At 64.5% G+C, this 25,461-nt stretch carries 20 protein-coding genes; 8 read left to right on the forward strand and 12 right to left on the reverse strand.

All coding sequences use genetic code 11. The features are described 5' to 3' along the window. Nucleotides 1-74 precede the first annotated feature (74 nt). Together ACK3BK_RS04240 and ACK3BK_RS04245 are read left to right on the forward strand one after the other, a co-directional pair. Nucleotides 75-1,298 carry an MFS transporter gene (locus tag ACK3BK_RS04240; protein WP_186667626.1) on the forward strand — a complete coding sequence of 408 codons (1,224 nt, stop codon included), beginning with the start codon at nucleotides 75-77 and terminating at the stop codon, nucleotides 1,296-1,298. Nucleotides 1,299-1,644: 346 nt separating this feature from the next. Continuing rightward, nucleotides 1,645-2,814 carry an MFS transporter gene (locus ACK3BK_RS04245; protein WP_411383789.1) on the forward strand — a complete coding sequence of 390 codons (1,170 nt, stop codon included), beginning with the start codon at nucleotides 1,645-1,647 and terminating at the stop codon, nucleotides 2,812-2,814. A gap of 64 nt (nucleotides 2,815-2,878) precedes the next feature. Here ACK3BK_RS04245 and ACK3BK_RS04250 read toward each other — a convergent pair whose 3' ends face one another. The 3 genes from ACK3BK_RS04250 to ACK3BK_RS04260 all read right to left on the reverse strand — a co-directional run bounded on the left by ACK3BK_RS04250 (nucleotide 2,879) and on the right by ACK3BK_RS04260 (nucleotide 6,931). After that, nucleotides 2,879-5,350 (reverse strand): TonB-dependent siderophore receptor, encoded by a 2,472-nt coding sequence (locus tag ACK3BK_RS04250; RefSeq protein WP_411383790.1) that lies wholly within the window; start codon nucleotides 5,348-5,350, stop codon nucleotides 2,879-2,881. Nucleotides 5,351-5,472: 122 nt separating this feature from the next. Continuing rightward, entirely contained in the window at nucleotides 5,473-6,429 is a 957-nt protein-coding gene (locus tag ACK3BK_RS04255) for a FecR domain-containing protein (RefSeq protein WP_186667629.1), read from the reverse strand. After that, a complete protein-coding gene (locus ACK3BK_RS04260) occupies nucleotides 6,416-6,931 on the reverse strand; it encodes a sigma-70 family RNA polymerase sigma factor (RefSeq protein WP_186667630.1) in 516 nt (171 codons plus the stop codon). The genes ACK3BK_RS04255 and ACK3BK_RS04260 overlap by 14 nt, the downstream gene beginning before the upstream one ends. 184 nt (nucleotides 6,932-7,115) lie before the next feature. On the opposite strand from ACK3BK_RS04260, the gene ACK3BK_RS04265 reads away from it, so the two are divergent. The 3 genes from ACK3BK_RS04265 to ACK3BK_RS04275 all read left to right on the forward strand — a co-directional run bounded on the left by ACK3BK_RS04265 (nucleotide 7,116) and on the right by ACK3BK_RS04275 (nucleotide 11,429). After that, on the forward strand, nucleotides 7,116-7,742 hold the full coding sequence (locus ACK3BK_RS04265) for a DNA-3-methyladenine glycosylase family protein (RefSeq protein ID WP_411383791.1): 627 nt from the start codon (nucleotides 7,116-7,118) through the stop codon (nucleotides 7,740-7,742). Nucleotides 7,743-7,910: 168 nt separating this feature from the next. Then, the gene (gene ada / locus ACK3BK_RS04270) at nucleotides 7,911-8,972 is read left to right on the forward strand and encodes a bifunctional DNA-binding transcriptional regulator/O6-methylguanine-DNA methyltransferase Ada (RefSeq protein ID WP_186711627.1); all 1,062 of its coding nucleotides are present in this window, start codon (nucleotides 7,911-7,913) and stop codon (nucleotides 8,970-8,972) included. 54 nt (nucleotides 8,973-9,026) lie between these two features. Beyond that, nucleotides 9,027-11,429 carry a DUF3772 domain-containing protein gene (locus ACK3BK_RS04275; protein ID WP_411383792.1) on the forward strand — a complete coding sequence of 801 codons (2,403 nt, stop codon included), beginning with the start codon at nucleotides 9,027-9,029 and terminating at the stop codon, nucleotides 11,427-11,429. 485 nt (nucleotides 11,430-11,914) lie between these two features. On the opposite strand, the gene ACK3BK_RS04280 is transcribed toward ACK3BK_RS04275, so the two are convergent. The 7 genes from ACK3BK_RS04280 to ACK3BK_RS04310 all read right to left on the reverse strand — a co-directional run bounded on the left by ACK3BK_RS04280 (nucleotide 11,915) and on the right by ACK3BK_RS04310 (nucleotide 19,660). Continuing rightward, nucleotides 11,915-12,172, reverse strand: a complete 258-nt coding sequence (locus tag ACK3BK_RS04280) for a hypothetical protein (RefSeq protein WP_411383793.1) — start codon at nucleotides 12,170-12,172, stop codon at nucleotides 11,915-11,917. A gap of 813 nt (nucleotides 12,173-12,985) precedes the next feature. Further along, nucleotides 12,986-14,416 carry an aldehyde dehydrogenase family protein gene (locus tag ACK3BK_RS04285; protein ID WP_411383794.1) on the reverse strand — a complete coding sequence of 477 codons (1,431 nt, stop codon included), beginning with the start codon at nucleotides 14,414-14,416 and terminating at the stop codon, nucleotides 12,986-12,988. Nucleotides 14,417-14,429: 13 nt separating this feature from the next. Next, nucleotides 14,430-15,929 carry a purine-cytosine permease family protein gene (locus ACK3BK_RS04290; protein WP_186721988.1) on the reverse strand — a complete coding sequence of 500 codons (1,500 nt, stop codon included), beginning with the start codon at nucleotides 15,927-15,929 and terminating at the stop codon, nucleotides 14,430-14,432. Between the two features lie 75 nt (nucleotides 15,930-16,004). Continuing rightward, the gene (locus ACK3BK_RS04295; RefSeq protein WP_186711635.1) at nucleotides 16,005-16,394 is read right to left on the reverse strand and encodes a YybH family protein; all 390 of its coding nucleotides are present in this window, start codon (nucleotides 16,392-16,394) and stop codon (nucleotides 16,005-16,007) included. Nucleotides 16,395-16,526: 132 nt separating this feature from the next. After that, nucleotides 16,527-18,176, reverse strand: coding sequence for a tyrosyl-tRNA deacylase (locus ACK3BK_RS04300; protein WP_186711636.1), 1,650 nt, complete (start codon nucleotides 18,174-18,176; stop codon nucleotides 16,527-16,529). A 160-nt stretch (nucleotides 18,177-18,336) separates the two neighbouring features. Beyond that, nucleotides 18,337-19,047, reverse strand: a complete 711-nt coding sequence (locus ACK3BK_RS04305; RefSeq protein ID WP_411383795.1) for a hypothetical protein — start codon at nucleotides 19,045-19,047, stop codon at nucleotides 18,337-18,339. A 133-nt stretch (nucleotides 19,048-19,180) separates the two neighbouring features. Then, on the reverse strand, nucleotides 19,181-19,660 hold the full coding sequence (locus ACK3BK_RS04310; RefSeq protein ID WP_186711638.1) for an Lrp/AsnC family transcriptional regulator: 480 nt from the start codon (nucleotides 19,658-19,660) through the stop codon (nucleotides 19,181-19,183). A 225-nt stretch (nucleotides 19,661-19,885) separates the two neighbouring features. Between ACK3BK_RS04310 and ACK3BK_RS04315 the strand changes: the two genes are divergently transcribed. Beyond that, nucleotides 19,886-20,353 carry a transketolase gene (locus ACK3BK_RS04315; RefSeq protein WP_411383796.1) on the forward strand — a complete coding sequence of 156 codons (468 nt, stop codon included), beginning with the start codon at nucleotides 19,886-19,888 and terminating at the stop codon, nucleotides 20,351-20,353. Between the two features lie 39 nt (nucleotides 20,354-20,392). Next, a complete protein-coding gene (gene mdeB / locus ACK3BK_RS04320) occupies nucleotides 20,393-23,101 on the forward strand; it encodes an alpha-ketoglutarate dehydrogenase (protein ID WP_411383797.1) in 2,709 nt (902 codons plus the stop codon). 22 nt (nucleotides 23,102-23,123) lie between these two features. Here the strand turns inward: mdeB and ACK3BK_RS04325 are convergent, their stop codons facing one another. Beyond that, a complete protein-coding gene (locus ACK3BK_RS04325) occupies nucleotides 23,124-23,633 on the reverse strand; it encodes an Lrp/AsnC family transcriptional regulator (RefSeq protein ID WP_411383798.1) in 510 nt (169 codons plus the stop codon). Between the two features lie 157 nt (nucleotides 23,634-23,790). On the opposite strand from ACK3BK_RS04325, the gene ACK3BK_RS04330 reads away from it, so the two are divergent. Then, nucleotides 23,791-24,807 carry a 1-aminocyclopropane-1-carboxylate deaminase gene (locus ACK3BK_RS04330; RefSeq protein ID WP_186711642.1) on the forward strand — a complete coding sequence of 339 codons (1,017 nt, stop codon included), beginning with the start codon at nucleotides 23,791-23,793 and terminating at the stop codon, nucleotides 24,805-24,807. Between the two features lie 31 nt (nucleotides 24,808-24,838). Here the strand turns inward: ACK3BK_RS04330 and ACK3BK_RS04335 are convergent, their stop codons facing one another. Beyond that, nucleotides 24,839-25,306: a DoxX family protein gene (locus tag ACK3BK_RS04335; protein WP_411383799.1), complete on the reverse strand. Its 468-nt coding sequence runs from the start codon at nucleotides 25,304-25,306 to the stop codon at nucleotides 24,839-24,841. Between the last annotated feature and the right edge of the window lie 155 nt (nucleotides 25,307-25,461).

A 25,461-nucleotide genomic window follows, 5' to 3' on the forward strand; every position in this document is an offset into this window, starting at 1 on the left:
AACAAATTAAGGGTGGCTTCGTATCGGGATGTTTCTAATAATCGGATCCCAACCTGAGCACGGATGTCGAGCCCATGGCCATCAGCAGTACCTCGTCCAGCCCCACGACCAGCAGTGCAACGCCGACTTCCGGCAGCAGCCCGCTGGTGATGCGGATCATCACCTTCTGCGCACTTGCGCACCTGATCAACGACCTGATCCAGTCGGTGTTGCCGGCGATCTATCCGATGCTCAAGGCCAACTACGACCTGAGCTTCGCCCAGATTGGCCTGATCACCCTGACCTTCCAGGTGACCGCCTCGCTGCTGCAGCCATGGGTCGGCTTCTATACCGACAAGCGGCCGACGCCGAACCTGCTGCCGCTGGGCACGCTGTGTACCTTGGTGGGTATCGTCATGCTGGCGTTCGTCGGCAGTTTCCCGATGATCCTGCTGGCCTCGGCGCTGGTGGGGATCGGCTCGTCGACCTTCCACCCGGAAACCTCGCGCATCGCCCGCCTGGCCTCCGGCGGACGCTTCGGCCTGGCCCAGTCGACGTTCCAGGTAGGGGGCAACGCCGGCTCGGCCTTCGGCCCGCTGCTGGCGGCGGCGATCGTCATCCCGTTCGGCCAGACCCACGTCGCCTGGTTCGGCCTGGCGGCGTTGTTCTTCTTCGGTGTGACCTTGCTGCTGCGCCGCTGGTACAAGGATCACCTGAACCAGTTCAAGGCGCGCAAGGCCGGTGCCGCCACCCATGGCCTGTCGCGCCAGCGCGTGCTCGCCGCGTTGATCGTGCTGGGGCTGCTGGTGTTCTCCAAGTACTTCTACATGGCCAGCTTCACCAGCTACTTCACGTTCTACCTGATCGAGAAGTTCGACCTGTCGGTGGCCAGCTCGCAACTGCACCTGTTCCTGTTCCTCGGCGCGGTGGCGGCGGGCACTTTCTTCGGAGGGCCGATCGGTGACCGTATCGGGCGCAAGGCGGTGATCTGGTTCTCGATCCTGGGCGTGGCACCGTTCACCCTGGCGCTGCCCTACGCCGACCTGTTCTGGACCACGGTGCTGAGCCTGGTGATCGGCTTCATCCTCGCCTCGGCGTTCTCGGCGATCGTGGTGTATGCCCAGGAGCTGGTGCCGGGGAACGTCGGCATGATCGCGGGCATCTTCTTCGGGCTGATGTTCGGGTTCGGCGGGATCGGTGCCGCGCTGCTGGGTTATCTGGCCGACCTGCGCGGGATCGAGTACGTGTACGGGCTGTGCTCGTTCCTGCCGTTGTTCGGGTTGCTGGCGGTGTTCCTGCCGTCTACCGGCAAGCGTTGAGCCCCCGGCACCTGCTGCGCCCCTTTCGCGGGTTCGCCCGCGAAAGGGGCTCTCCAGTTGACTGAACGATCAGCCCTGGCCTAGAGTGCCGCCTCCTTCATTTTTCCCTGCGATTCCAGCAATGCGCCGCCCACACCCCCTCAGCCACACATGCCTGCCTGTCGCCCCGACAGCGCGTCGCGCGTGGCCGAGCGACACGGTGCTCAAGCGCCGGCGCAGCGTCCTGTTCGCCTTCACCTTCTCGCCACACACCGCGCACTGAACTGATCAGCGCCCCTGTCTGCTGCGCCGCCTCGGCGTGGCCGCGGGCGCCTGCGTTTGCACGTCTTTTTCAGTGGAGTGGTACATGAACATGCGTTTGCTGGCGGGCCTTCTGTTCGCCGTGTCGGTGGTGGGCTTCAGCCTGGGGGCCAGCCTGCCGCTGGTGTCGTTGCGTCTGCACGAGGCGGGGGCGGGCACCCTGGAAATCGGCATCGTCTCGGCCATTCCGGCCGCAGGCATGATGCTCTCGGCGTTCATGGTCGATGCCTGCTGCCGGCACCTCACCCGGCGCACCATCTACCTGCTGTGCTTCAGCCTCTGCGCCCTGAGCATCGGCCTGCTGGAGTGGTCGTTCGCCTCGATCTGGTTGCTGGCGCTGCTGCGCCTGGCGCTGGGGATCGGCATGGGCATCGCGATCATCCTGGGTGAGTCGTGGGTCAACGAACTGTGCCCGGAGCACAACCGCGGCAAGATCATGGCCCTGTACGCCACCAGTTTCACCGGCTTCCAGGTGCTGGGTCCGGCGATGCTGGCGCTGGTCGGTGCCAACAGCCCCTGGGTGACGGGTGTGGTCACCGCCTGCTATGGCCTGGCGTTGCTGTGCATCCTGCTCACGGTGCCGAACGATTATGTCGAGCATGGCGAGGAAGACGACAAGAGCTTCACCCTGGGCGGCTTCTTCCGTGTTGCCCCGGCCCTGTGCGTGGCGGTGCTGTTCTTCTCGTTCTTCGACGCCGTGGTGCTGTCGTTGTTGCCGGTGTATGCCACCAGCCATGGCTTCGCCATAGGCGTGGCTGCGCTGATGGTGACGGTGGTGTTCGCTGGCGACATGCTGTTCCAGTTGCCGCTGGGCTGGCTGGCGGACCGGGTGGAGCGCACCGGGCTGCACCTGGCGTGCGGGCTGGTGGCGATGGCGATCGGTATCGCCTTGCCGTGGCTGTTGCAGGTGACCTGGCTGCTGTGGCCGTTGCTGGTGGTGCTCGGGGCCGTGGCAGGGGGGATCTATACCTTGGCGCTGGTGCTGATCGGGCAGCGCTTCAAGGGCAAGGACCTGGTGACGGCCAACGCCAGCGTCGGCTTGCTTTGGGGTGTAGGTAGCCTGGTCGGTCCGCTGGTCAGCGGCGCGGCAATGGACGTCGCGCCGCACGGCTTGCCCATGGCAATGGCGGTGATGGCAGGGTTGTTCGTGTGCTTTGCACGGCAGGCCTGGCGGCGGGCCGGGCGGGTTTCTGTGGAAGCCAGCCCGGGCCAGTGAGGCTTCTTGGCGGGCAAGTCGGGACGGCGAACCGCCGCGAACAGGCCCATTCAGGTCGAGGCGATCAGAAGCTCCCGCGCAAGGTCACCGACACATTGCGCGGATCGCCCCAGTAGTAGCCGGTCGGTGTCGGTGCCACCTGGCGGTAGTACTGCTTGTCGAAGATGTTGTTGGCGTTGACCTGCAACGAGTAGTGGTCGTTGAAACGGTAGTTGACCATCGCGTTGTACACCGCATACCCCGACTGCGTGGCGACCGCAGTGCCGCTGCGGTTGTAGATGTCGCTCTGGGCCTGCACGCCACCACCAATGGTCCAGGCGTCCAGCTCACCCGGCAGGCGGTAGCTGGTGAACAGCCGCAGCATGCGCTTGGGGTCGGTGGTGCGGATCGCATTGCCGGTGTTGCTGGTGGTGTCCTTCAGGTACTCGGTGGTGTTGTAGGTGTAGCCACCGGTCACGTTCCAGCCCGGCAGCACTTCGCCGGAAATCTCCAGTTCGAAGCCCTGGCTGCGGTTCTTGCCTGCCGCAACCTTGCAGTAGCCACTGGTGTAGTTGGGTGGGCAGGGATTTGGCCCGCTGATGTCGTCCAGCGGGTTGCCGACCTGATAGATGCGGAAGAACGCCAGCGAGGTATTCAGCCGTCCGTCATAGAACTCGCCCTTGATGCCAGTCTCGTAGGCCTCGCCGGTGACCGGCGCGAGCACCGAGCCAGTGGCGTCGGTGGCGGTCTGCGGGTTGAAGATCTCGGTATAGCTGACGTAGGTGCTGAAGTTGTCGTTGAGGTCATAGATCAGCGCCGCGTAGGGCACCACTTCGTTGTCGACACTGAACTTGCCGTTGGAGCGGTTGTTGTTTTCCTGCTCATAGTCGTACCAGTTGGTGCGCGCGCCGATGATCGCGGTGAGCGGGTCGGCCAGGGAAATGCGCCAGGTGGCGTAGGCGCCTTCCTGGGTGGTGCGGGTGCGCACCGGGTGGGCGAGGATGTTGATAGGCGGGTTGGCCAGGCTGGTCTTGGGGTCCCAGTTGCGGATGTCGAACACCCCCGACTGAACGTTGTTGGTGGCCGAGGCGTAGGAATCGTTGCGGATGCGCTCGACGCCCAGCATCAGCTCGTGGGTGCGGCCCAGCAGGTCGAACGGGCCATTGAGGGTCGCGCTCAGGTTGTTCTGCAGGCTCTCGCCGCCATCGCCTTCGGTGACCTGGTAGCTCATCAGGTACGGGTTGTTGGTGGGGTTGGCGGCGCCGGTGGCCCGGGTGAAGTAGGTCTGCTTGAAACCATCGTCGGCCAACTCGAAGTGGGTGCGTTGTGCCATCAGCTTGAGCTTCCAGTCGTTGTCGAAACGATGTTCGAGCTCGGCGAAGGTTTGCAGGTTGCTGCGGTTCCAGCGGTTCCAGTCGGCACCCAGGTAGGTGCTGCGGCCAAACGGCAGCGGCGAGCCGTCGTAGTTGGCGGGCAGGTTGCCCCAGGCGCCGGTGGCGTCGAGCTTGGTCCATTCAAGGCCGGTGGTGAGGGTGGTGCTGTCATTCAGGTCGAAGGCCAGTACGCCGTACAGCACGTCCTTGCGTTCCTGGCGCGACTCCTGGAAGTGGTCCTTGTCGTCGTGCACGGCGATGATCCGCCCACGCACGTTGCCGGTTTCGGTCAATGGCCCGGAGATGTCGGCGACATAGCGCTGGGCGTTCCAGGTGCCCAGGGTAATGCTGCCGCTGCCCTGGTATTCGTAGGTCGGGCGCTTGCGCACCAGGTTCACCGTGCCCGAAGGGTTGCCCGCCCCGCGCAGCATGCCGGTGGCCCCGCGCAGGATCTCGGCGCGGTCGATGATCGCCGAGTCGCTCTGGATGAACGAGCCGCCGCCGCTGCTCTGCACCACGGTGGCGCCGTCGTACTGGATGGCGTCGATCGAGTAGCCGCGCGAGTAATACTGCACGCGCTCGCTGTCGGTCAGGTTGACCACCACGCCCGGGGTCTGCTCGAGCAGGTTGGTGAGGTTGGTGATGTTCTGGTCGTCGATGCGCTGGCGGGTGACCACGGTCACCGATTGCGGGGTGCGGCGGATGCTTTGCGGAGTCTTGCCGATGGTCACCGCGCCGGTGGTGTAAGAACCGGTGTTCTCGGTGGTCTCGCCCAGGCGGTCGCTGGAAATGCTGGTGGCGCCAAGCTCGAGTGCATCACCGACGTCCAGCGCCGGGATCAGCATGAAGCTCTTGTCGCTCTGTTGCTGAACTTGCACGTTGCTGCCCTGCAGCAAAATCGACAGGGCCTGGGCGCTGTCGTAGCTGCCTTGCACGCCACGGGTGGTCTTGCCCTGGAGGCTGTTCGCGTCGAACGACAGGTTCAGGCCGCCCTGGCGGGCCATCTGGTCCAGCGCTGGGGCCAACGGGCCGGCCGGGATGTTCCAGGCGAGCTGCTGGTTTTGGCCTGCCGGGGCGGCGAAAGCTTGGGCCGAGAGCGTGGCGCTGGCAAGGCCCAGGCCGAAGGCAGCGGCGTGGATGGCATTGCGCAGCCTGTCGTTGCGGGGGGAACACGGGCGAATCATGAAGCGCTCCTGAAGGTTGGGGGAGACCACTTTTCGGGCTTTGTTCCTTCAGGCCGGACGAGAATGAGATTCCACCTCATTTATTTTCGTCGATGCATGTTGACTGGCCAAACGTCCCAGGGTCAGGCCAGGTCGATGCTCACCCAGTAGCGCGTGCGGTAGTCGATGCGCACCGGCAGGGTTCGTGCGATCAACAGCAGGATCTGATCGATGTCTGCCAGTTGATAAGTCCCCGAGACCTTCAGCCCGGCGACCTCCGGTGCGCATCTGAGCAGCCCCGGCCGATACCGCGAAAGCTCGGCCACGAACTCGCCCAGTGGCATCTGCTGCACACTGAGAACGCCATCGGTCCAGCCCCACGGGTCGCCATGCAGGGTCGCCACCTCGGTTAGCCCCGAGGCACTTACCTGCAGCACCTCGCCGGTCTTCACCCACCGTGGGCGAGCGGAGGAGGGGAACAGCAGCACCTCGCCACGGCGAACCGCCAACAGCAGGCCGTCGTCGTTCTCGCGCAGCAGCAACTGGCCGTTGCGGGTGTCCATGTCGGCGATGGCGGTGTCGATGTGGAAGGTGCGGTTGTCGCTGGCGTTGCTGTCCAGGCTGACCTCGCCGCGAATCAGTGTCAGCAGGCGCTGGTCGGCGCTGTAGCGCAGGTCGATGGCGCTGGCGGTGTTGAGCTGGATGCGGCTGCCGTCGCTGCCTTGCAGGTCGCGGCGCTCGCCGGTGGCGGTGCGGCTGTCGGCCATCAGCGCGGGCAGGCCCAGGGGCTCGCGCGCGGTCCAGAGAGCCCCCCCGGCAACCGCGAATCCGACCAGCAGCTTGAGGTTGTCGCGCCGGCTCATGCGTTGCCGCTGGCTGCCCTCGAGGGTGCGTCGGCTCAGGTCGGGGGGCAGGCCGGCCAGTTCGTTGCCCAGGCTGTTGACCCGCTGCCAGGCCAGGGCGTTGTGCGGATGGCTGTGCAGCCAGTGCTGGAATTGCTGCTGGTGGTGCGCCGATGGATCGTCGAAGCGCAGTTTCACCAGCCAGTCGATCGCCTCGTCGACCTGGGCCTGTGCAGGGATGCGCTCAGGCGTCGGCATAGCGCAACCGATAGCAGGTGCCCAGCGCCCGGGCCAGGTCGCGCTCGACCGTGGCCCGGGACACCTCCAGGCGCATGGCGATCTGCGGGATGCTCAGGCCATCGAGCTGGGCCAGCAGGAACGCCTGGCGCACCCGGGGTTTGAGCAGGTGCAGGGCGCGGTCGAGGCGTTCGAGGGTGTCGAGGATCACCAGGCGATGCTCCTCGCTGGGCGCTTCGCTTTCGGGCAGGCAGGCCAGGCTTTCCTGATAGGCGCGTTCCAGTGCGCGGCGCCGGAACTGATCGATCATCAGGCCGCGGGCGATACTGCTGAGGTAGGCGCGGGGCTCTTTCAGCGGTGAAACCTGACGCGCGCGCAGCAGGCGCACGAAGGTGTCCTGGGCGAGGTCCGCGGCATGCTCCCGGCAGCCGACCCGGGCCCGCAGCCAGCCGCGCAGCCAGGCATGGTGGGTCTGGTAGAGCAGATCGATTTCGGCAGGCTTGAGCATGTCGTTCATCTGCATCGTGGCTGCGGCCCTGGTTGCGAGGAAAGAGTGGGGGAGTGAGTGTGAATAGTTCTCAATTCTATGCGGGGCAATGCTGTCGGAGCAATGGCATACCAGGAATTTGTCGCGCAAGATTCGGCGATCTGGCGATGAACGGTTGGTCTAACATGGGTCTTTCAGCTCATTCCACGGGTAACGTGCCATGATCCATGCCGATCTCTCGCCGCACGCCTATCAGCAGGCGATCGACTTCCTCAGCGGGCTGGACCCGGACTGGGCCCGGCATATCGCCGCGGTCGGGCCGTGCCTGCACCGCGCTACGCCTGGGCGTGAGCCGTTCGAGGCGCTGGTGCGGGCGGTGGCGTACCAGCAACTGCATGCCCGGGCGGCCGAGGCGATACTCGGGCGCTTGCTGGCGTTGTATCCGCAGGTGGCGTTTCCTGCGCCGGAGCAGTTGCTCGCCACCGACCCCGAGCTGTTGCGCGGTTGTGGCTTCTCGGCGAGCAAGCTGGCGAGCATCCTGCACATCGCCCAGGCCCGTCTCGACGGGGCCGTGCCCGGGCGCGAGGAAGCGCTGGCGATGAAGGATGAGGCGCTGATCGAGCGGCTGGTGGCCTTGCGTGGCGTGGGGCGCTGGACCGTGGAGATGTTGCTGATCTACAGCCTGGAGCGTTCGGACATCCTGCCGGTGGATGACTTCGGGGTACGCGAGGGATACCGTCGCCTGAAGGGGTTGGAGAGGGCACCGACACCGGCGCAGATGCGCTCGCTGGGCGGGGTGTGGAGCCCGTATCGGACGGTGGCGGCCTGGTATCTCTGGCGGGCTTGAGGTGGGGGCCTTTTCGCGGGCAAGCCCGCTCCTGCATGGGCGCGCTGTCTCTTGTAGGAGCGGGCTTGCCCGCGAAAAGGTCAGCACAAAATAGCCCCGCAAGAACCGGAGAGCCCGCTCCAAGAGAACCTGGCACCCTGACAGCCAATCACCCCAGAGGCCCCGCCCATGCCAGCCACCCCCTACAACACCGATGCCGCCCGCTGGCAGGCCGTCCAGGCCCGCGATCCACAAGCGGCCGGTCACTTCGTCTATGCCGTGCGCACCACGGGCATCTATTGCCAGCCCGGCTGCAAGTCGCGGATGGCCAAGCGCGAAAATGTCGAGTTCTTCGATGATGGCGCCGCCGCTGAAGCCGCCGGCTACCGCCCTTGCAAACGCTGCACGGCAACCCTCGTCGACCCTGGCGCCAAGCGTACCGCGCTGGTCGCGCGTGCCTGCCGGCTGATCGAATCCCACGACAGCGCTCCTCAACTTGAGCAGCTTGGCGCCGAACTGGGTGTCAGCCCCTTCCACCTGCACCGCTTGTTCAAGGCCGAAACTGGCCTCACGCCCAAGGCCTATGCGTCGGCCTTCCGTGCCCGGCGCTTGCGTGAAGGGCTGGAGCAGGCAGGCAGCGTTACCGATGCGATCTACGACGCGGGCTACAACTCCAACAGCCGCTTCTATGCCAGCGCGGGCCAGCGCCTGGGCATGCAGCCGCGTGAGTACCGGGCTGGCGGGGTGGGCGCGACCATCCGTTTTGCCCTTGGCCAGTGCTTTCTCGGGGCGATCCTGGTGGCGCAAAGCGAGCGCGGCATCTGCGCGATCCTGCTTGGCGATGACCCGCAAACGCTGCTCGAACAACTGCAGGACCAGTTCCCCAAGGCCCATTTCATCGGGGGTGACCCCGATTTCGAGCGCTTGGTTGCCGAGGTGGTGGGTTTTGTCGAGCAACCGTCGCTGGGGCTGCAACTGCCCCTCGATGTACAGGGCACCGCGTTCCAGGAGCGCGTCTGGCAGGCACTGCGCGAGGTGCCGGCGGGCGGCCGGGTCAGCTACAGCGATATCGCCGAGCGCATCGGCGCCCCCAAGGCGGTGCGTGCCGTCGCCCTGGCCTGCGCGGCCAACCGCATTGCCGTGGCGATCCCCTGCCACCGAGTGGTGCGGCGTGATGGGGATATCAGTGGTTATCGCTGGGGTGTGGAACGCAAGCGTCTGTTGCTGGCGCGAGAAACGGTCATCACCTGATCGCCGCGGCAGCGTAGAATCCTCCGCCTGTCGAGTTGTATAGAGGGGATTTCGATGAGGCGTGTAAGCCTTGAGCGTTTTTACGTGGGGATTTTGGCCTTGTTGCTGTGGGTGGCCACGCCCGCCTGGTCGGCACCGGCCACCCCGGTATCGAGCCTGGCCGCTGCCGAACAGCAGGTGCTGGACGAAGATGCCAGCCTGGATCAGCTGAGCGACCGGCTCGACCAGATCCGCCAGGGCGTGACCAGCAATGCCAATGACGACCTGCTCTCGCAACTGCGTCAGTCGGCGCTGCAGGTGCAGCGCCAGGCCGATGCCCTGGCCACGCAGCGTACGGCGGATGTCGCCCGGCTGGATGATCAGCTCAATGTGCTGGGGCCGGTGCAGCCCGAGGAGGCCGAGAGCCTGACGCGCCAGCGCCAGCAACTGGACAAGCAGAAAAAGGCCCTGGTGGCCGAGCAGACCGAAGCTACCCAGCTCACCCAGTCGGCGCGTGACCTGTCTACGCAGATCGTCAACCTGCGCCGCAGCCTGTTCAACTCGCAGATCACCAGCCGCGCCGCCAGCCCGCTGAGCCCGGCGTTCTGGTCGAGCCTGATCCGTCCTACCGATGAAGACGTGGCGCGCCTGCGCGACCTGCGCGGTGAGGCGGCAGATGCTGTGGCCAGTGCCCTCAGCGCCGAGCACCGCTGGTTGTTCATCAGCGCGCTGGTGGCTGCCGTGCTGGTCTGGACCTTGGTGCGCAAGGTGCTCGAGCGCCTGCTGGCCGACGCGATGATCCGCTGGCTGCCCGAAGGCCGCTTGCGCCGCAGTGCCCTGGCCCTGGGCGTGGCGTTGGCCACCCTGGCGACCATCGCCGGTTCCGTGTCGTTGCTGCGCTGGGGCCTGGAAAGCAGTGCCGAGGTAGGGCCGGACCTTGCCAGCCTGACCAATCATGTTCTCACCCTGGTGGTGTTCAGCGCCTTCATCTCGGGCCTGGGCCGCGCCATGCTGATGCTGCAGCGCCCGTCTTGGCGCCTGCCGCCGATCCCCGACGAAGTGGCCAGCGCCCTGGGCTGGTTCCCGCAGGCCCTGGCCCTGGCGTTGGTGCTGCTGCTGACCCAGGAGCGGATCAACAGTGTCATCGGCACCAGCCTGGCACTGACCCTGGCCACCAACGGCCTGACCGCGCTGGTGGTATCGCTGCTGTTCGTCGCCGTACTGGTACGCTATCGCCGCACTCGTCGCCAGCACGGGTTGGAGCGCCCGGCGGGCCTGGCGGGGCTGATCCCCTTCGTGGTGGTGGTGTGGGTCATCGCGATCCTGCTGGCGCTGCTCACCGGCTACCTCACCCTGGCCTACTTCCTGACCGCCAAGCTGCTGTGGATCAGTGTCGTGGCGGTGTGCGCCTACCTGCTGGTGACCGTGTTCGGCGACCTCTGCGAAACCTTGCTGTCGCCGCGTCAGCCTGCTGGCCTGGCGCTGGCCTCGGCGCTGGGCCTGCAGCAGCGTCACCAGGCCCAGGCCAGCACGGTACTGGCCGGTATCGGTCGCACCGTACTGCTGTTCATCGCTGCGCTGCTGGCGTTCATGCCTTCGGGCACCAGCCCCGGCGAGCTGCTGCTGAGCCTGGCCGACTGGGATGGTAGCGGTGGCAAGATCCTCGGCAATCTGAACATCGTGCCCCAGGATATCTTCCTGGCGCTGGCGATCTTCCTCGGTGGGCTGTTCGCCATTCGTGTGGTCAAGCGCTGGCTGAGCGAGCGTCTGTTGCCGGAAACCGACATGGACGCTGGCATGCGTGCCTCTTTGGTGACGTTGGTTGGCTACCTGGGCTTCCTGTTCCTGGCCATGCTGGTGATGTCGACCCTGCACATCAACCTGACCAGCCTGACCTGGGTGGTCAGTGCGCTGTCGGTGGGTATCGGTTTCGGTCTGCAGCAGATCGTGCAGAACTTCATCTCCGGCCTGATCCTGCTCACCGAGCGTCCGGTGAAGGTGGGTGACTGGGTCAGCCTGGCGGGGGTGGAGGGTGACATCCGGCGCATCAACGTGCGTGCTACCGAGATCCAGATGTCCGATCGCTCGACGGTGATCGTGCCCAACTCGCAGTTCATCTCGCAGAACGTGCGCAACGTGACCATGGCCAATGCGCTGGGTGTGGTCGGTGTGACCTTGACCCTGCCACTGGAGACCGATGCCAACCACGTGCGCGAGCTGCTGCTGCAGGCTTACCGCGACCACGAGGCGATCCTCGATGCTCCGGCGCCGTCGGTCACCTTCAAGGATTTGACCGCCAGCGGCATGGTGCTCAGCGCCAGCGGCTACGTGGCCGGGCCGCGGCAGGTGTCGGGCGCACGCAGTGACCTGCTGTTCGCCATTCTCGGGCGCTTGCGCGAGGAAGGTATCGCGCTGTCGTCGCCGCAGAGCATGGTGTTGCTGCAGGAAGGGACGCGGGCGGCAGACGAGTCGGTGTGATGCAGCGGGCCCTCTTCCACAGATGTTTGTGGGGGAGGGGGCTCGCATGTGATTGTGTAGAGGCTGACAGGCGCTCGCCGAAAGCTTTTTAGCGCCTGTGAGATCGAGCGCCGCCCGCGCGGCGCTTCGCGGGCAAGCCCGCTCCTACAGTTTGTTTCGGGCCAATTATTCCTGTGCAAGTACCGGCGCCTGCCTTGGTGCATGTCTTGAGTCATGTGGAGCGGCGGCAAAGCCCGCACCGATACCGCGTCGGATCACCAAAGCGGACCCAGTGATGGCTCAGGAGAGACTGGCCCGAAACAAACTGTAGGAGCGGGCTTGCCCGCGAAGCGCCGCGCGGGCGGCGCTCGATCTCGCAGGCGCTAGAAAACTTTCGGCGAGCACCTATCAGCCTCTACGCAAACACCTTGAAAGGGATGCGTATGAGAGCGGCTGTCTTGTTCCAAATCTGACCAGCCCGTTCCTACGGATATTGGGCAAAGCTGTTATCTGTGGTTGCCATCACCCAGCACATGTTCAGCCAATAGCCTGCCCATCTGCACGCTGTGCGCAGTATTCACCAGCATCCCGGTCCCAGGCACTCCGGCATTGGCACAGCAGTATTCATCGAGGGTGTCTTCGATTCCGTGCATCAGTTGGATGAGGTGGACGAGGGCGTCGGTGGCGGGCATGTCGTCGTTGATGGTGAAGAAGGGGCGTTGTGCGGATTTTGCGGTGGGTGGATCGGGGGCGATCTTTTTCATGGAATGCACTCATTTCGATTGAAAAGGGTGCCGCCTCCAGACCCCTCTCACAGGGTGAGGGTGGCAGCCGTACGCGGGGTGAGAGACCGGTCGAAATGAGCAAATGCCGGCCAGGCCTGGGCCTGCCCGCGCACAGCTGCCATGGCAGTGCTGCGTGCTTCATTTCGACGACGGCAGGCTCTCACACCCGGTCGTCATTACGACGACCCGGGGAAGTTAGTCCTGCTGGTGCTGATCGACAATGCCGAAGCGTCTGCAGAGCGCGTAGGGTAATTCCCAAGCTGAGAGGCTTTGAAGCACTTTGCTTCAGGTTCGGAAATGTCTGACAGGTAGATGGAGGTCGCCATCCATGAAGAACGTGGGAGTGGGCTTGTCCCGTAGTTGGTTCTGCATGAGATCGCGACAGGGCTGGCAGGTGCTCGTCACATATTTTTCAGCGTCTGTGAGATCGAGCGCCGCCCGCGCGGCGCTTCGCGGGCAAGCCCGCTCCTACAGTTTGTTTCGGGCCAATTATTCCTGTGCAAGTACCGGCGCCTGCCTTGGCGCATGTCTTGAGTCGTGTGGAGCGGCGGCAAAGCCCGCACCGAAACCGCGTCGGATCACCAAGGCGGACCCAGTGATGGCTCAGGAGAGACTGGCCCGAAACAAACTGTAGGAGCGGGCTTGCCCGCGAAGCGCCGCGCGGGCGGCGCTCGATTTCACAGGCGCTAAAAAGCTTTCGGCGAGCACCTGTCAGCCTCTACGCAAATACCCTGAAAGGGATATCTACCAGGCCACCGAGCCCCCCAACCCTCGAAAAGAGCGCTTAAAAACTCACCCTAAACACCGCGTCACATGCTTCACCGACAGATACCCCGACAACCCCCAAGGCCCAAGCTCGCGCCCGATGCCGCTGCCCTTGGTGCCGCCCCACGAGGTTTCGACGAACACCGCCTGCACCGAGTTGATCCAGACATGCCCGACCTCCAGCGCATCGGCCACGCGCTCGGCGCGTTCGAGGTCCGCCGAGCATACCGTAGCCACCAGGCCGAAGCGGCTGTCGTTGGCCTGGGCGATCGCTTGTTCCTCGGTGGAGAACCGGCGTGCACACAGCACCGGGCCGAAGATCTCTTCGCTCCACAAGCGGCTGGTCTCGGGCACATCGACGTACAGTGTCGGACTGACGAACCAACCTTCGGCATCCAGCGCCTTGCCACCGGCCAGGCACTTCAACCCTTCTTCACGCGCCCTGGCGAAATAGCTGGCAACCTTGAGCCATTGCGCCTGGCTGGTCAGCGGGCCCATCTCGACGTCTTCGACCAGTGGATTGCCCACGCGCAATTTCTCCAGCGCCGCCTGCAGGCGTGGCAGCAGCGTGTCGGCGATACCGTCCTGCACCAGCAGGCGTGAGGTGGCCGAGCACATCTGCCCGGCGTTCCAGGTAATGCCGGCGACAATCCACTCTACCGCCTGGTCCGGATCGCAGTCGTCGAAGACCACGATCGCCGACTTGCCGCCCAACTCCAATGTCACTGGGCGGCACTGCGTGGCGGCGCTGCGCATGACCTGGCTGCCGACGGCATTGCTGCCGGTGAACGACAGCTTGTCCAGACCGTTGTGGCCGCTCAGCGCCGCGCCGGTCTCGGCCTTGCCGTTGACGATGTTCAGCACCCCGGCAGGCAGCCTCAACTGCTCGGCGATCTGGCCGTAGGCCTGTTCGATCAGCGGGGTGACCTCCGAGGGCTTGAGCACCACGGTGCAGCCGGCGGCCAGGGCCGGGGCGAGCTTCCAGGCACTGGTCACCAGCGGGAAGTTCCACGGCACGATCAGGCCGACCACGCCGACGGCTTCCAGGCGGGTGCGTGCGGTAAAGCCTGGGGCGGCCAGGGGCACGTCGCAGTTTTTCTGCGGCAGTTGTTCAGCGAGCTCGGCGTAGTAGGCGAAGGTTGCCACCGCGTCGTCCAGATCGATCTCGGCCTCGTGCCGTGGCTTGCCGTTGTTGCGCATCTGCAGCGCGATCAATTCCTCGCGGCGGGCACCGAGCTGTTCGGCAAATCCGCGCAACAGGGCCGCGCGCTCAGCGGCGGGGCGGCTCTTCCAGGTGGGCAGCGCACGGCGTGCGGCTTGCACCGCCTCGTCCACCTGGGCGCTGCTGGCCGATTTCAGCTCGGCGAACGGGACGCCCAGAGAGGGATCGCAGACGCTGATGCTGTCGTTGCCTTGGCCTTCGACCCAGCGGCCGTCGATGTAGTGGGGGGTGGTCATGGTCGGATTCCAGTCAGGCCATTTCGGCAGTGGTCACGGGTGTCACGGGAGCGTCTTTGCAGCGTACCCAGCGCGGGCCGCGCGGGCCGTAGACACCGGCAGGTTCGGGGAACAGGTTGAGCAGGATCAGGTACAGCACGCCGGCGATGCCGAGGGTGACCGGCAGGCTCAGGTCGATGCCGCCAGCCAGGTCACCGAACGGGCCGACGAACTGTCCCGGCAGGTTGACGAAGCACAGGCCCACGGCGGCGCTGGGGATCCAGGCACCCATGCCGCGCCAGTTCCAGCCGTGCAGGAACCAGTAGTGGCCGCCACGCTGGCCGCGGGTGAACACCTGCAGGTCGTCGGCGTGGTAGAAGCCACGGCGGGTGATCAGGCCGAGGATCATGATCACCATCCACGGGCTGGTGCAGGTGATGATCAGCACGGCGAAGGTCGATACGCTCTGCACCAGGTTGAAAGCGAAGCGGCCGATGAAGATGAAGGCGATCGCCAGCACACCGATCAGCAGGGTGGCGGCCGCGCGGCTGAGCAGGCGCGGGAACACGCTGGACATGTCCAGCCCGGTGCCGTACAGCGCGGTGGTGCCGGTGGACATGCCGCCGATCACGGCAATCAGGCATACCGGCAGGAAGAACCAGGTCGGCGAAATCGCCAGCAGGCCGCCGACATAGTTGTTGGCGGCGATATAGTCCGGCGCCTGGCTGGCCACCAGGGTAGCGGTGCACAGACCGAACAGGAACGGGATCAGGGTCGCGGCCTGGGCCAGGATCACCGCCAGCATGATGCGCGATTTCGGGGTCTGGCGCGGGATGTAGCGTGACCAGTCACCGAGGAACGCGCCGAAGGACACCGGGTTGCTCATGGCGAGGATCGCGGCGCCAACGAAGGCGGCCCAGAAGCCCGGCTGGCCGAGGTTGACGCTGCCGGCGAAGCTTGCGTCGAACGGTCCGGCGAAGGCGGCGACGCCGAGCAGGAACAGCAGGCTTGAAGCCCATACCGCAACCTTGTTGACCCACAACATGAAGCGGAAACCAAAGATGCATACCACCAGCACCAGCACTGCGAACAGGCCATAGGCCAGACCCAGGGTGAGGTCGGTTTCGGGCAGCCCGACCAGGCGCTTGGCGCCGCCGATCAGGGCATCGCCCGAGCTCCACACCGACAACGAAAAGAACGCCACGGCGGTCAGCAGCGACAGGAACGAGCCGACGATCCGTCCGTGTACGCCAAAATGCGCACCGGACGAGACGGCGTTGTTGGTGCCGTTGAGTGCGCCGAACAGCCCCATGGGGGCAAGGATCAGCGAACCGACCCCGACGCCGAGCAGGATCGCCCACAGCCCCGCCTGGAAGGACAGCCCGAACAGTACCGGGAAGCTGCCGAGCACGGCGGTGGCGAAAGTGTTGGCGCCGCCGAAGATCAGGCGGAAAAGGTCAAGGGGAGTGGCGTCGCGTTGATCGTCGGGGATCTGTTCGACGCCATTGGTCTCGATACCGGTCGAGTGGCTCATGGTGGTGCTCCAGCGCGTGTGTTGTTGGCCTGAGGCAGGCCTTGTTGTGAGTGCGATGGCAGTGCGGCAAGACCGTTAGGCGCAGGAGGCGACCGACAAGTGTTCATGGCACGCCAGCCAGCGCTCGCCTTGCAGGCGGAACACGATGGTCTCGCGCTCGTTCAGCGCTTGTTCCTGCTCGGCAATGCGAATGCGTGTGGCCACGTCGTGCATGAAGATCGCCAGATCGCCCTGCAGGCTCACGTGGGCATTGCTCGAGGTGCAGCCGAGCACGGCAAAGCCGTCGGCTTTCCACTGGGCCCAAAGGTCTTCATAGGCGCGGCGAGACAGCAGCGGTTGGGGCAGCGTATGGAACAGGAACGTGGCGTCTTCGCTGAAACAGGCGAAATAGCGGGCGGTATCGTTACTGGCAAAGGCGTCGACGAGGTCGGCGGCAGCTTGCCGTACCTGGAGGGTCTGGTCCACGGGAGTGGCCTCACGGTTATTGTGATTGTGGTGAGGCGATTCTGGAGAGGCGTGTCAGGGGGAAAAATCGGCAGGGGCAAATAATCAGTTCAGAAAATCATGAACTGATTATTTGCCCCTGGCGGGAGGCCATTAACCGGCGTTGAGTTCGCTACGGTAGTTTTCCAGGTACACCTGACGCTCGTGGCTGGCGGCATTGCGGTCGGCTGCGATCATGTCCAGCTTGCCCGCCGCCTGGGTAAGATAGGCCGGCAGTTCGTCGTTGGTGATGTACTTTCCGGACAGCGTGTTGAGCTTGCTCCAGCCGTCCTTGAACGTCAGGGCGAAATGATCGGAGACAATGCCGACGGCGATCCACTGCCCGGTCTGGCTGATGAAGAATGCGTCGGTGGACTCACACAATTGCGAGAAGAGGTAGTCGCGGCTCGAGTCGATGTCTTCGGCATCTTCGAACTCTTCGATCTGCTCTTGGGCATCCTGGCGAATGATCTCCATGAAGTCGCAGAACGAGCGGAAGAAGAACGCAATTTCCACGACGATTTCGCGGGTGCGCTTGAGGGCGCTCACGCTCAGGTTCAGTGACCTGATGGCAAGCTCGATGATCTCCTGCTCGCTGCCTTTGCCTGCCATCAGCACAGAGACTTCCGCCAGTTCGGCTGCCTGTTCGCGCCGGGCGGTTTCGTACTTGTCGGCATTATCGAGCATATGCAGCTGCATCTGGCGCAGGTTGTCGGCCTGTTCCCGGCTGGCATCGCTGATCTCACCGGCTGCCGAGGCCAGCGTCTGGAGCGCGGAATCCAGTGTTCCAAGGTGCTCCTTGGCCAGGTTGTACTTGACCTTGGCCTTGGCCAGAAGCTCTTGGGCTTCGGTGATCCGGTTCTCCAGCGCCTTGAGCTTGCCGGTGTCGCTCTCCTGGCCTTTCTGCTTCTGATAACCGGAGATCGACGTCTGCAGTTTCTCCACATCCTCCTGTATCAGGGCCAGTTCCGCGCGCTGCTCGGAGCGTTCTTTCTTCAGGCGAATGAGATCGCCAGTGGTGTCGCTGTTGGCGCCTTTACCGACGCTGGTAGCGACTGAGGCGGCGGCGATCAGCGACGAGCCGCCGCCGCTGGCGGCCATGGCCACCAGTGGCATGGCGGCCGATACCACCTGCGCCGCACCACGCAGCATGCCTGACCAGAAGGCGCGCTCCTCGGAAGACTTGGCTTGGGCTGCATAGTCGCGGGCAAGCGCCTCGTAGCGCTGGACCTGTTGTTGCATGTCGGCTACCAGCGATTCCAGTGCCTTGCTGCGAGCCTTGTGCTGAAGAATTTCCTGACGAATTTTTTCGTTGGCCTCAAGTGTCAAGCTCAAGGCCATTTCGCTGCTGGCGGTCACTTCGTTGGTGTCATTGATGATGCAATCGTAGCGGTCGACGATGGTTTGCAGGTTCGCGTTGACCTCCATGGCCGATTTTTTGATCTCGTTGGCCATCTCCATCAGTTCTTTGCCGACGAAGCGCTTGATCTGCGTGATGTCGCCGCTTGTCTGGGCGGCGGTCCAGCCGGTCAGGCCGCGGTTGAGCCTTCGGGTGAGACGGCTGGCGGCATTGCTGGCGGCCTTGATCTGGCGTTCACTCTCCTGCTGCGCTTTGATCAGGCTGTTCATGATGCTGCTGATCTTGACGCGGATGTCGCCGTTGCGTTGGGGCGTGGTGTTGTAGGCGATGTAGAGCAGGTCGATGGCGTGGTCCGTATCGATCCTGGCGCGCGACGAGTCGTAGGAGCCCTCGATCCTGTTCACGTAGTGAGTCACGAGCGGGCTGTGGACGGTTGGCAGGCTCAACGGTTGGGATGCGCCATGAGTTGTCAGTTCCTTACGGATGTTTTTCTCGATCAGGGCTCTGCGGCTGATGAATGGGGTAGATTCAGACACGGTGGACCTCTTCTGTGGATTGGGAGAACTATCTAGCGGGGGTTTGGAAATCGGGGGATGGCTGTCGGCCGAATCCCGAGGGGGCTGTCGGCGCGCAGTCGTCTATCCATGTCATCGAATAGAAGGCAATGTTGCTGAGCTGTGACCAGAGCGTTTTGAGCAGCGCATGGGTGTCGTCGAGTGCCGACTGCAGCAGAGGGTGCAGAGGCACGACCTCCTCGGCGTAGCACTGAGGGCTGTGCTGGGGGGATTCACAGTCATGGCGTGCGGCGGTGAATGCGTCCAGTTGCTGGAGTACGGCGCTCTGTTGCAGGCGTGTGCTGCTGAGTGCCGGTTTCATCACCGTCAGGTTGCGCTCGTCGAACTGGGTCGAACGGATGGCGCTCTGATTGGTCCAGATTTCGTTTTCAAGCGCTTGCAGACGTATGCGGTGCTCTGGGCGCCACGGCAGTTTTTCGTAGTCCTGGAGCTCCTGGTCCAACTGCTGGCGCAGGCGGGCTATACGACGTTCGATTTCGGGAATCTGCCGCAGCCTTTCACCCATGGTGGGCTCCAGGCGATGGATGCTGTCGATGAGCAGCCGCTCCAGACTCTCCAGATGCGGCACGCACTGCGCGGCACGGCGTTCCAGTTGCAGAGTCTCGGTCTGCGGATCGGCTGGCTGTGCGCTGGTGAGCCCTGTGTATAGCAAGGCCACCGCCAGACCTGGCAATTGCATGGACGCGTTGATAAGTGGCATGGGACGCTCCGTTCCTGGGGGAAGCGGAGCGTCTGCGACGGACCGCTGTCGGCATTAGAGCGTCGGGGCACAGCTCGAAAAAGAAGGAACGGATGCCTTTCAGGGACGGTTTACCAAAGCAGGTGGCATTGCCTCAGATATTGATGAAACCCCCGGACTTCACCTCGTTGAGCACGAAGAAGGTGCGCACCTGCCGCACTCCGGGAAGGGCGATGATCTGCGTATTGTGCAGTTGGTTGAAGGCCGGCAGGTCACGCACGCGGATCTTCAGGAAGTAGTCCACATCCCCCGCCACCAGCCAGCATTCCAGCACCTGCTGCAGGTTGCGCGCGGCCGCTTCGAACGCGGCGAAGCTCTCGGGGGTGGAGCGATCCAGCACCACGCCGATGAGTACTACGGTGCCTTGCTGCAGCACGTTCGGATCGACGTGGGCATGCACCCCTTTGATCACGCCCGCATCGAACAGCCGCTTGGTGTGGTTCCAGCACGCAGTGGTGCTCAGCCCGACCTTCTTCGCCAGTTCCGCGTTGCTGATTCGGCCATTGGCTTGCAATGCACGCAGGATCTTGCGTTCGTGGGCGTTGACCTCGATGGACTTGGAGGGTTCTTTCATCGCGCTTCCTCGGTCTGGCGTGGGGCCCGCTGCCGCCAGGCTTGGGCGGTTGCCGGAATGATGGTCTGTTCTGCAAAGCAGTCACGGGACGGTCTTCACTGGGTGCTAGGAAACGGGAAGGATGTTCCCGATCAAGCTTGAGAATAGGTATGAAATTCAAACCTGCGCTGAGTATCGTTTTGGAGCAGGTTTCATGCGCACAGGCCCGACGAGAGGGAGCAGGTCATGCTGGCGATTTCCAGGTTCGCAAGGTGGGTGAAGGCGCCATCGCAGGACGTGGCGGTGGTGGTGGTGTCCAGTGCAGCGTTGCCCGAAAGCCTGGGCAGCGGGCTGCACGCCGCGCTCGATGGCTGGAACGAAGTTGCCCATCTGCACGTGCAGGACATGGACGGCCTGCAGGCCAACTGGCTGGCCGCCGGGGAGGGGCAGCGCACGCTTGCCGCCGAGTCGGTGTGCGAGGCCAGCGCGCTGCTGCGAGCGGTCTCCAAGCGGTGCTACCTGCTAGACCTCGAGAGCGACGGGCAGGTGCGCCTGGCATGGCTAGGCTCAGTGTGTGGCCATGAGCTGCGCTGCCTGCAGCTCGACCCCGCGATCAGTCGTCAGGGCTCGCCCGTGACACAGGTCGAGCAGGTCGTCGAAGTGGCGCGGATGCTGGTCAAGCGGATTCTCGAGGAACGCTTCCTGGCGGTCTGAAACCCCACCCAACACACACACCGAGGTGCAAGCGCTGTCATGAGCATCCATCAAGCCGCAGGATCGTTGCGCGAGCCGTCCGCCGAGGACGATATCGACTCCCAGGGCCTGGACGAGTGGCGCGACGCGTTGCTGTCGCTGCTCGAACACGAAGGCGCACCGCGCACGCGGGTGCTGCTCGACAGGCTTGCGGCGCTGGCGCGGCGTCACGCAGTCGGCTGGCAGCCAGGGCATGGCACGCCCTATATCAATAGCATCGGCGTCGAGCAGCAGCCGGTTTTCCCAGGCGACCTGGCGACCGAGGAACGCCTGGCCTCGATCATGCGCTGGAACGCGCTGGCCATGGTGGTGCGCGCCAACCAGGCCTACGGCGAGCTGGGCGGTCATATTGCAAGCTACGCCAGTGCCGCCGACTTGTTCGAGGTCGGCTTCAACCACTTCTTCCGTGGCGGCGATGCACCGGGGGCGGGTGACCTGGTGTTCTTCCAGCCGCACTCGGCGCCGGGTGTCTATGCCCGGGCCTTCCTCGAAGGGCGCTTGCAGGTTGAGCAACTGGAGCACTATCGACAAGAAATCACTGCGCGGCGCCGCGGTGTGCAGGGTCTGTCGAGTTATCCACATCCCTGGCTGATGCCTGATTTCTGGCAGTTCCCCACCGGCTCCATGGGCATCGGGCCGATCAGCTCGATCTACCAGGCGCGCTTCATGCGCTACCTGGAGCACCGGGGCCTGCGCCAGAGCGCCGGGCGTCGGGTGTGGGGCGTGTTCGGTGATGGCGAGATGGATGAACCGGAAAGCATGTCGGCGCTTACCCTTGCCGCGCGCGAGCGTCTGGACAATCTGGTGTGGGTGGTCAACTGCAACTTGCAGCGCCTGGACGGCCCGGTGCGCGGCAACGGGCGCATCATCGACGAACTGGAGGCGCTGTTCAGCGGTGCGGGCTGGCGGGTGATCAAGCTGGTCTGGGGATCGGATTGGGATGGCCTGTTCGCCCGCGATGCCTCCGGCGAGTTGGAGCGCACGCTGTCGGCCACCGTCGATGGGCAGTTCCAGACGTTCGCCGCCAAGGATGGGCGCTACAACCGCGAGCATTTCTTCGGCCAGAGCGAGGCGCTGGCACAGATGGCCCAAGGCATGAGCGACGAACAGATCGACCGGCTCAAGCGCGGTGGTCACGACATGGTGAAGATCCATGCCGCCTACCATGCCGCCCAGCAAGGTGATGGTCGCCCGACCGTGGTATTGGCGCAGACCAAGAAAGGCTACGGCATGGGTGAGGCCGGGCAGGGCAAGATGACCACGCACCAGCAGAAGAAGCTCGACCGCGAGGCGCTCATGGCCTTCCGCGATCGCTTCAACCTGCCATTGAGCGATGAGCAGACCGAGTCCCTGGCCTTCTACAAGCCTGCCGACGAAAGTCACGAGATGCGCTACCTGCATGCACGCCGCCAGGCACTGGGCGGTTACCTGCCGTCGCGGCCACGCCAGGCCCAGGGGCTGCCGGTGCCGGCGATGGCGAGCTACGCGGCATTCGCCACCCAGGCCGATGGCAAGGAAATGTCCACCACCATGGCCTTTGTGCGCATGCTCGGCGGGTTGCTCAAGGATCCTCGGCTCGGGCCGCGAGTGGTGCCTATCGTCGCCGACGAGGCGCGCACGTTCGGCATGGCCAACCTGTTCAAGCAGATCGGTATCTATTCCAGCGTCGGCCAGCGCTACGAGCCCGAAGACATCGGTTCGATCCTTTGCTACCGCGAGGCGCTTGACGGGCAGATCCTCGAAGAGGGCATCAGCGAGGCGGGGGCGATCAGCTCCTGGGTGGCGGCGGCCACCAGCTATTCGGCCCATGGCTTGCCGATGCTGCCGTTCTACATCTACTACTCGATGTTCGGCTTCCAGCGTATCGGCGACCTGATCTGGGCCGCCGCCGACCAGCGCGCCCGTGGTTTCCTGCTGGGCGCCACTGCCGGGCGTACCACCCTGGGCGGCGAAGGACTGCAGCACCAGGACGGCCACAGCCTGCTGATCGCCTCGACGGTGCCCAACTGTCGTGCTTACGATCCGGCGTTTGCCGGCGAGTTCGCGGTGATCCTCGACCACGGCATGCGGCGCATGCTCGAAGCGCAGGAAGATGCGTTCTACTACGTCACCCTGATGAACGAAAACTATCCACAGGCCAGCCTGCCGGAAGGGGTCGAGGACGACATCATCCGGGGGCTCTACCGTCTGGAGCAACACCTGCCCGAAGGGGCGAGTGGCACGGTGCGGTTGCTGGGCTCAGGTGCGATCCTGCGCGAAGTGCAGGCGGCGGCACGCGTGTTGGCGCAGGACTGGGGCGTGGCCAGTGAAGTGTTCAGCGCCACCAGTTTTAGCGAGCTGGCGCGCGAGGCAAGGGAGGTGGAGCGCTGGAACCGGCTGCATCCGCAGGAGTCGGCGCGGGTCAGTCACCTGGTGCAGTGCCTGCCCAAGGGCGCGCCGGTGATTGCCGCGACCGACTATGTCTGCGCCTGGCCGCACCTGGTGGCGCCATACGTGCAGGATCGCTTCGTTGCCTTGGGCACCGATGGCTTCGGACGCAGCGACAGCCGCGAGCGGCTGCGTGGCTTCTTCGAGGTGGACAGCCGGCAGATCGTGCTGGCGGCCTTGTCGAGTCTGGCCGATGAAGGCGTGCTGGAGCGCCAGCGGTGTGCCGAGGCGATCGTGCGCTATGGCATCGAGGCCGAGGCGCCGGTGCCGTGGGGGTGTTGAGATCGTGGCGTGAAGTGTTGTTCTACAACACAATCCGAGTCGTCGAAAGCACCTGGCGCAGGCCCATGAACGAACGGATCTGCCGCACCCCCGGCAGATACAGCAACTGCTCGGCATGCAGGCGGTTGAAGCTCTGGCTGTCGCGGGTGCGCAGCAGCATGAAATAGTCGAACTCCCCCGTCACCACATGGCACTCCATGCACCCGGAGACCTTCTGCGCAGCCGCTTCGAATGCGGCGAAGGACTCCGGGGTGGAGCGGTCCAGTACCACGCCGATCAACACCACCATCCCCGCATCCAGCCGCTCGCTGTCGAGCAGGGCGACGATGCCCTTGATCAATCCCGCCTGCTTCAAGCGTTCGACCCGTCGCAGACAGGCCGGGGCGCTGAGCTTGACCTTGTCGGCCAAGGCCACGTTGGCAATCGAGGCGTCCTGCTGCAGGGCACGCAGAATCGCGCGGTCGATACGGTCGAGCTGTGGCGGCCCGGACAGGGGAGGGGTTTTCCGCTCGCGTTCATTTATTGCTTTCAATGCCTGAACCTCACAACAAAGCGAAGGGAAATGATCGATCAATAAAACAATAGCTCGAAATTCAGGGAAAACTTGCAACCCGTTTTTCCACCAACCTCCCTAGCATTGACCCTATCGGAGCCCGCGATCCGCGTGTTTCGCAACTGGGAGCACAACCATGAACCTGAGTCGCTACGAGCGTTACCCGCTGACCTTCGGTCCCTCCCCGATCACCCCGCTCAAGCGCTTGAGTGCCCACTTGGGGGGCAAGGTCGAGCTCTATGCCAAACGCGAGGACTGCAACAGCGGCCTGGCCTTTGGTGGCAACAAGACACGCAAGCTCGAATACCTGATCCCCGAGGCGCTGCAACAAGGCTGCGACACCTTGGTGTCGATCGGCGGCATCCAGTCGAACCAGACGCGCCAGGTCGCCGCAGTGGCCGCGCACCTGGGCATGAAGTGCGTGCTGGTGCAGGAAAACTGGGTGAACTACTCCGACGCTGTGTATGACCGTGTCGGCAATATCGAGATGTCACGCATCATGGGGGCCGATGTGCGGCTCGACAGCGCGGGCTTCGACATCGGTATCCGCCCCAGCTGGGAGCAGGCGATGGCGGATGTTCGCGCCAAGGGCGGCAAGCCGTTCCCGATTCCGGCAGGGTGCTCCGAGCACCCCTACGGCGGGCTGGGCTTTGTCGGCTTTGCCGAGGAAGTACGCCAGCAGGAGGCGGAGCTGGGCTTCAAGTTCGACTACATCGTGGTGTGTTCGGTTACCGGCAGCACTCAGGCGGGCATGGTGGTCGGTTTTGCCGCCGATGGGCGCTCGCAGCGGGTGATCGGCATCGACGCTTCAGCCAAGCCGGAGCAGACCAAGGCGCAGATCCTGCGCATCGCACGTCACACCGCCGAGCTGGTGGACCTGGGGCGCGAGATCACCGAGGACGATGTGGTGCTCGATACCCGCTACGCCTACCCCGAATATGGGCTGCCGAACGAGGGCACGCTGGAGGCGATCCGCCTGTGTGGCCGGCTGGAGGGGGTGCTGACCGACCCCGTGTACGAGGGCAAGTCGATGGCGGGGATGATCGGCATGGTGCGCGATGGCGAATTCCCCGAAGGTTCGCGGGTGCTGTATGCGCACCTGGGCGGTGTGCCGGCACTCAACGCCTACAGCTTCCTGTTCCGCAACGGCTGATCGAGCGTCGCCTGAACGGATCGCGTTGCACTTAGCGCCCGTGCCACAACCTGTGATCCAAGGCAAAGCGTCCGCCGCCCCGGATGGCCATGTACAACGCCAGGCTGCCGAGGATCACCGGATATTCGATGCCCCGGTCCACCCACGGCCAGGTCGGACCGAGGGCGTAGCTGATCCCGACCATCTCCGCGGCCATGGCCAGGGCAACGGGCCGGGTCAGCACGCCGACGACGAGCATCAGCGCGCCGACGGTTTCCAGCAGCATCACCAGAAACGCCAGTTCGGCGGCGAACGGCAGGCCCATCACGTTGCCGATCAGGTGGGTCGAACTGGCCATCGGATCGGCTATAGAGCCATGTGAGTCACCCAGCAGCTTGGGCAGCCCGTGGGTGAACATGACGTTGCCCAGTACAGCGCGCAGCAGGGCATAGAAGACCGGCTCCAGGCGTGCCTGAAGATTGCGGACGGATGACGGGGTGTCGCGGGGAATGCTGGTCATGTTCGAGCCCTCGCAGTGTTGCTTGCGTCGATGGTCGGCAGTGGAGCGGTTGACTCAATGATGGTGGTTGATGCCGGCGGGATAAAGCGGACGGATTGGACTTGTCAATTCCAGCTGCATTAACAGTAGCCGTGATGTTCGCCTAGCGGCCCCTC

Origin of the sequence: Pseudomonas sp. L7, from assembly GCF_046605565.1 — a bacterium.
Lineage (GTDB): Bacteria > Pseudomonadota > Gammaproteobacteria > Pseudomonadales > Pseudomonadaceae > Aquipseudomonas > Aquipseudomonas wayambapalatensis.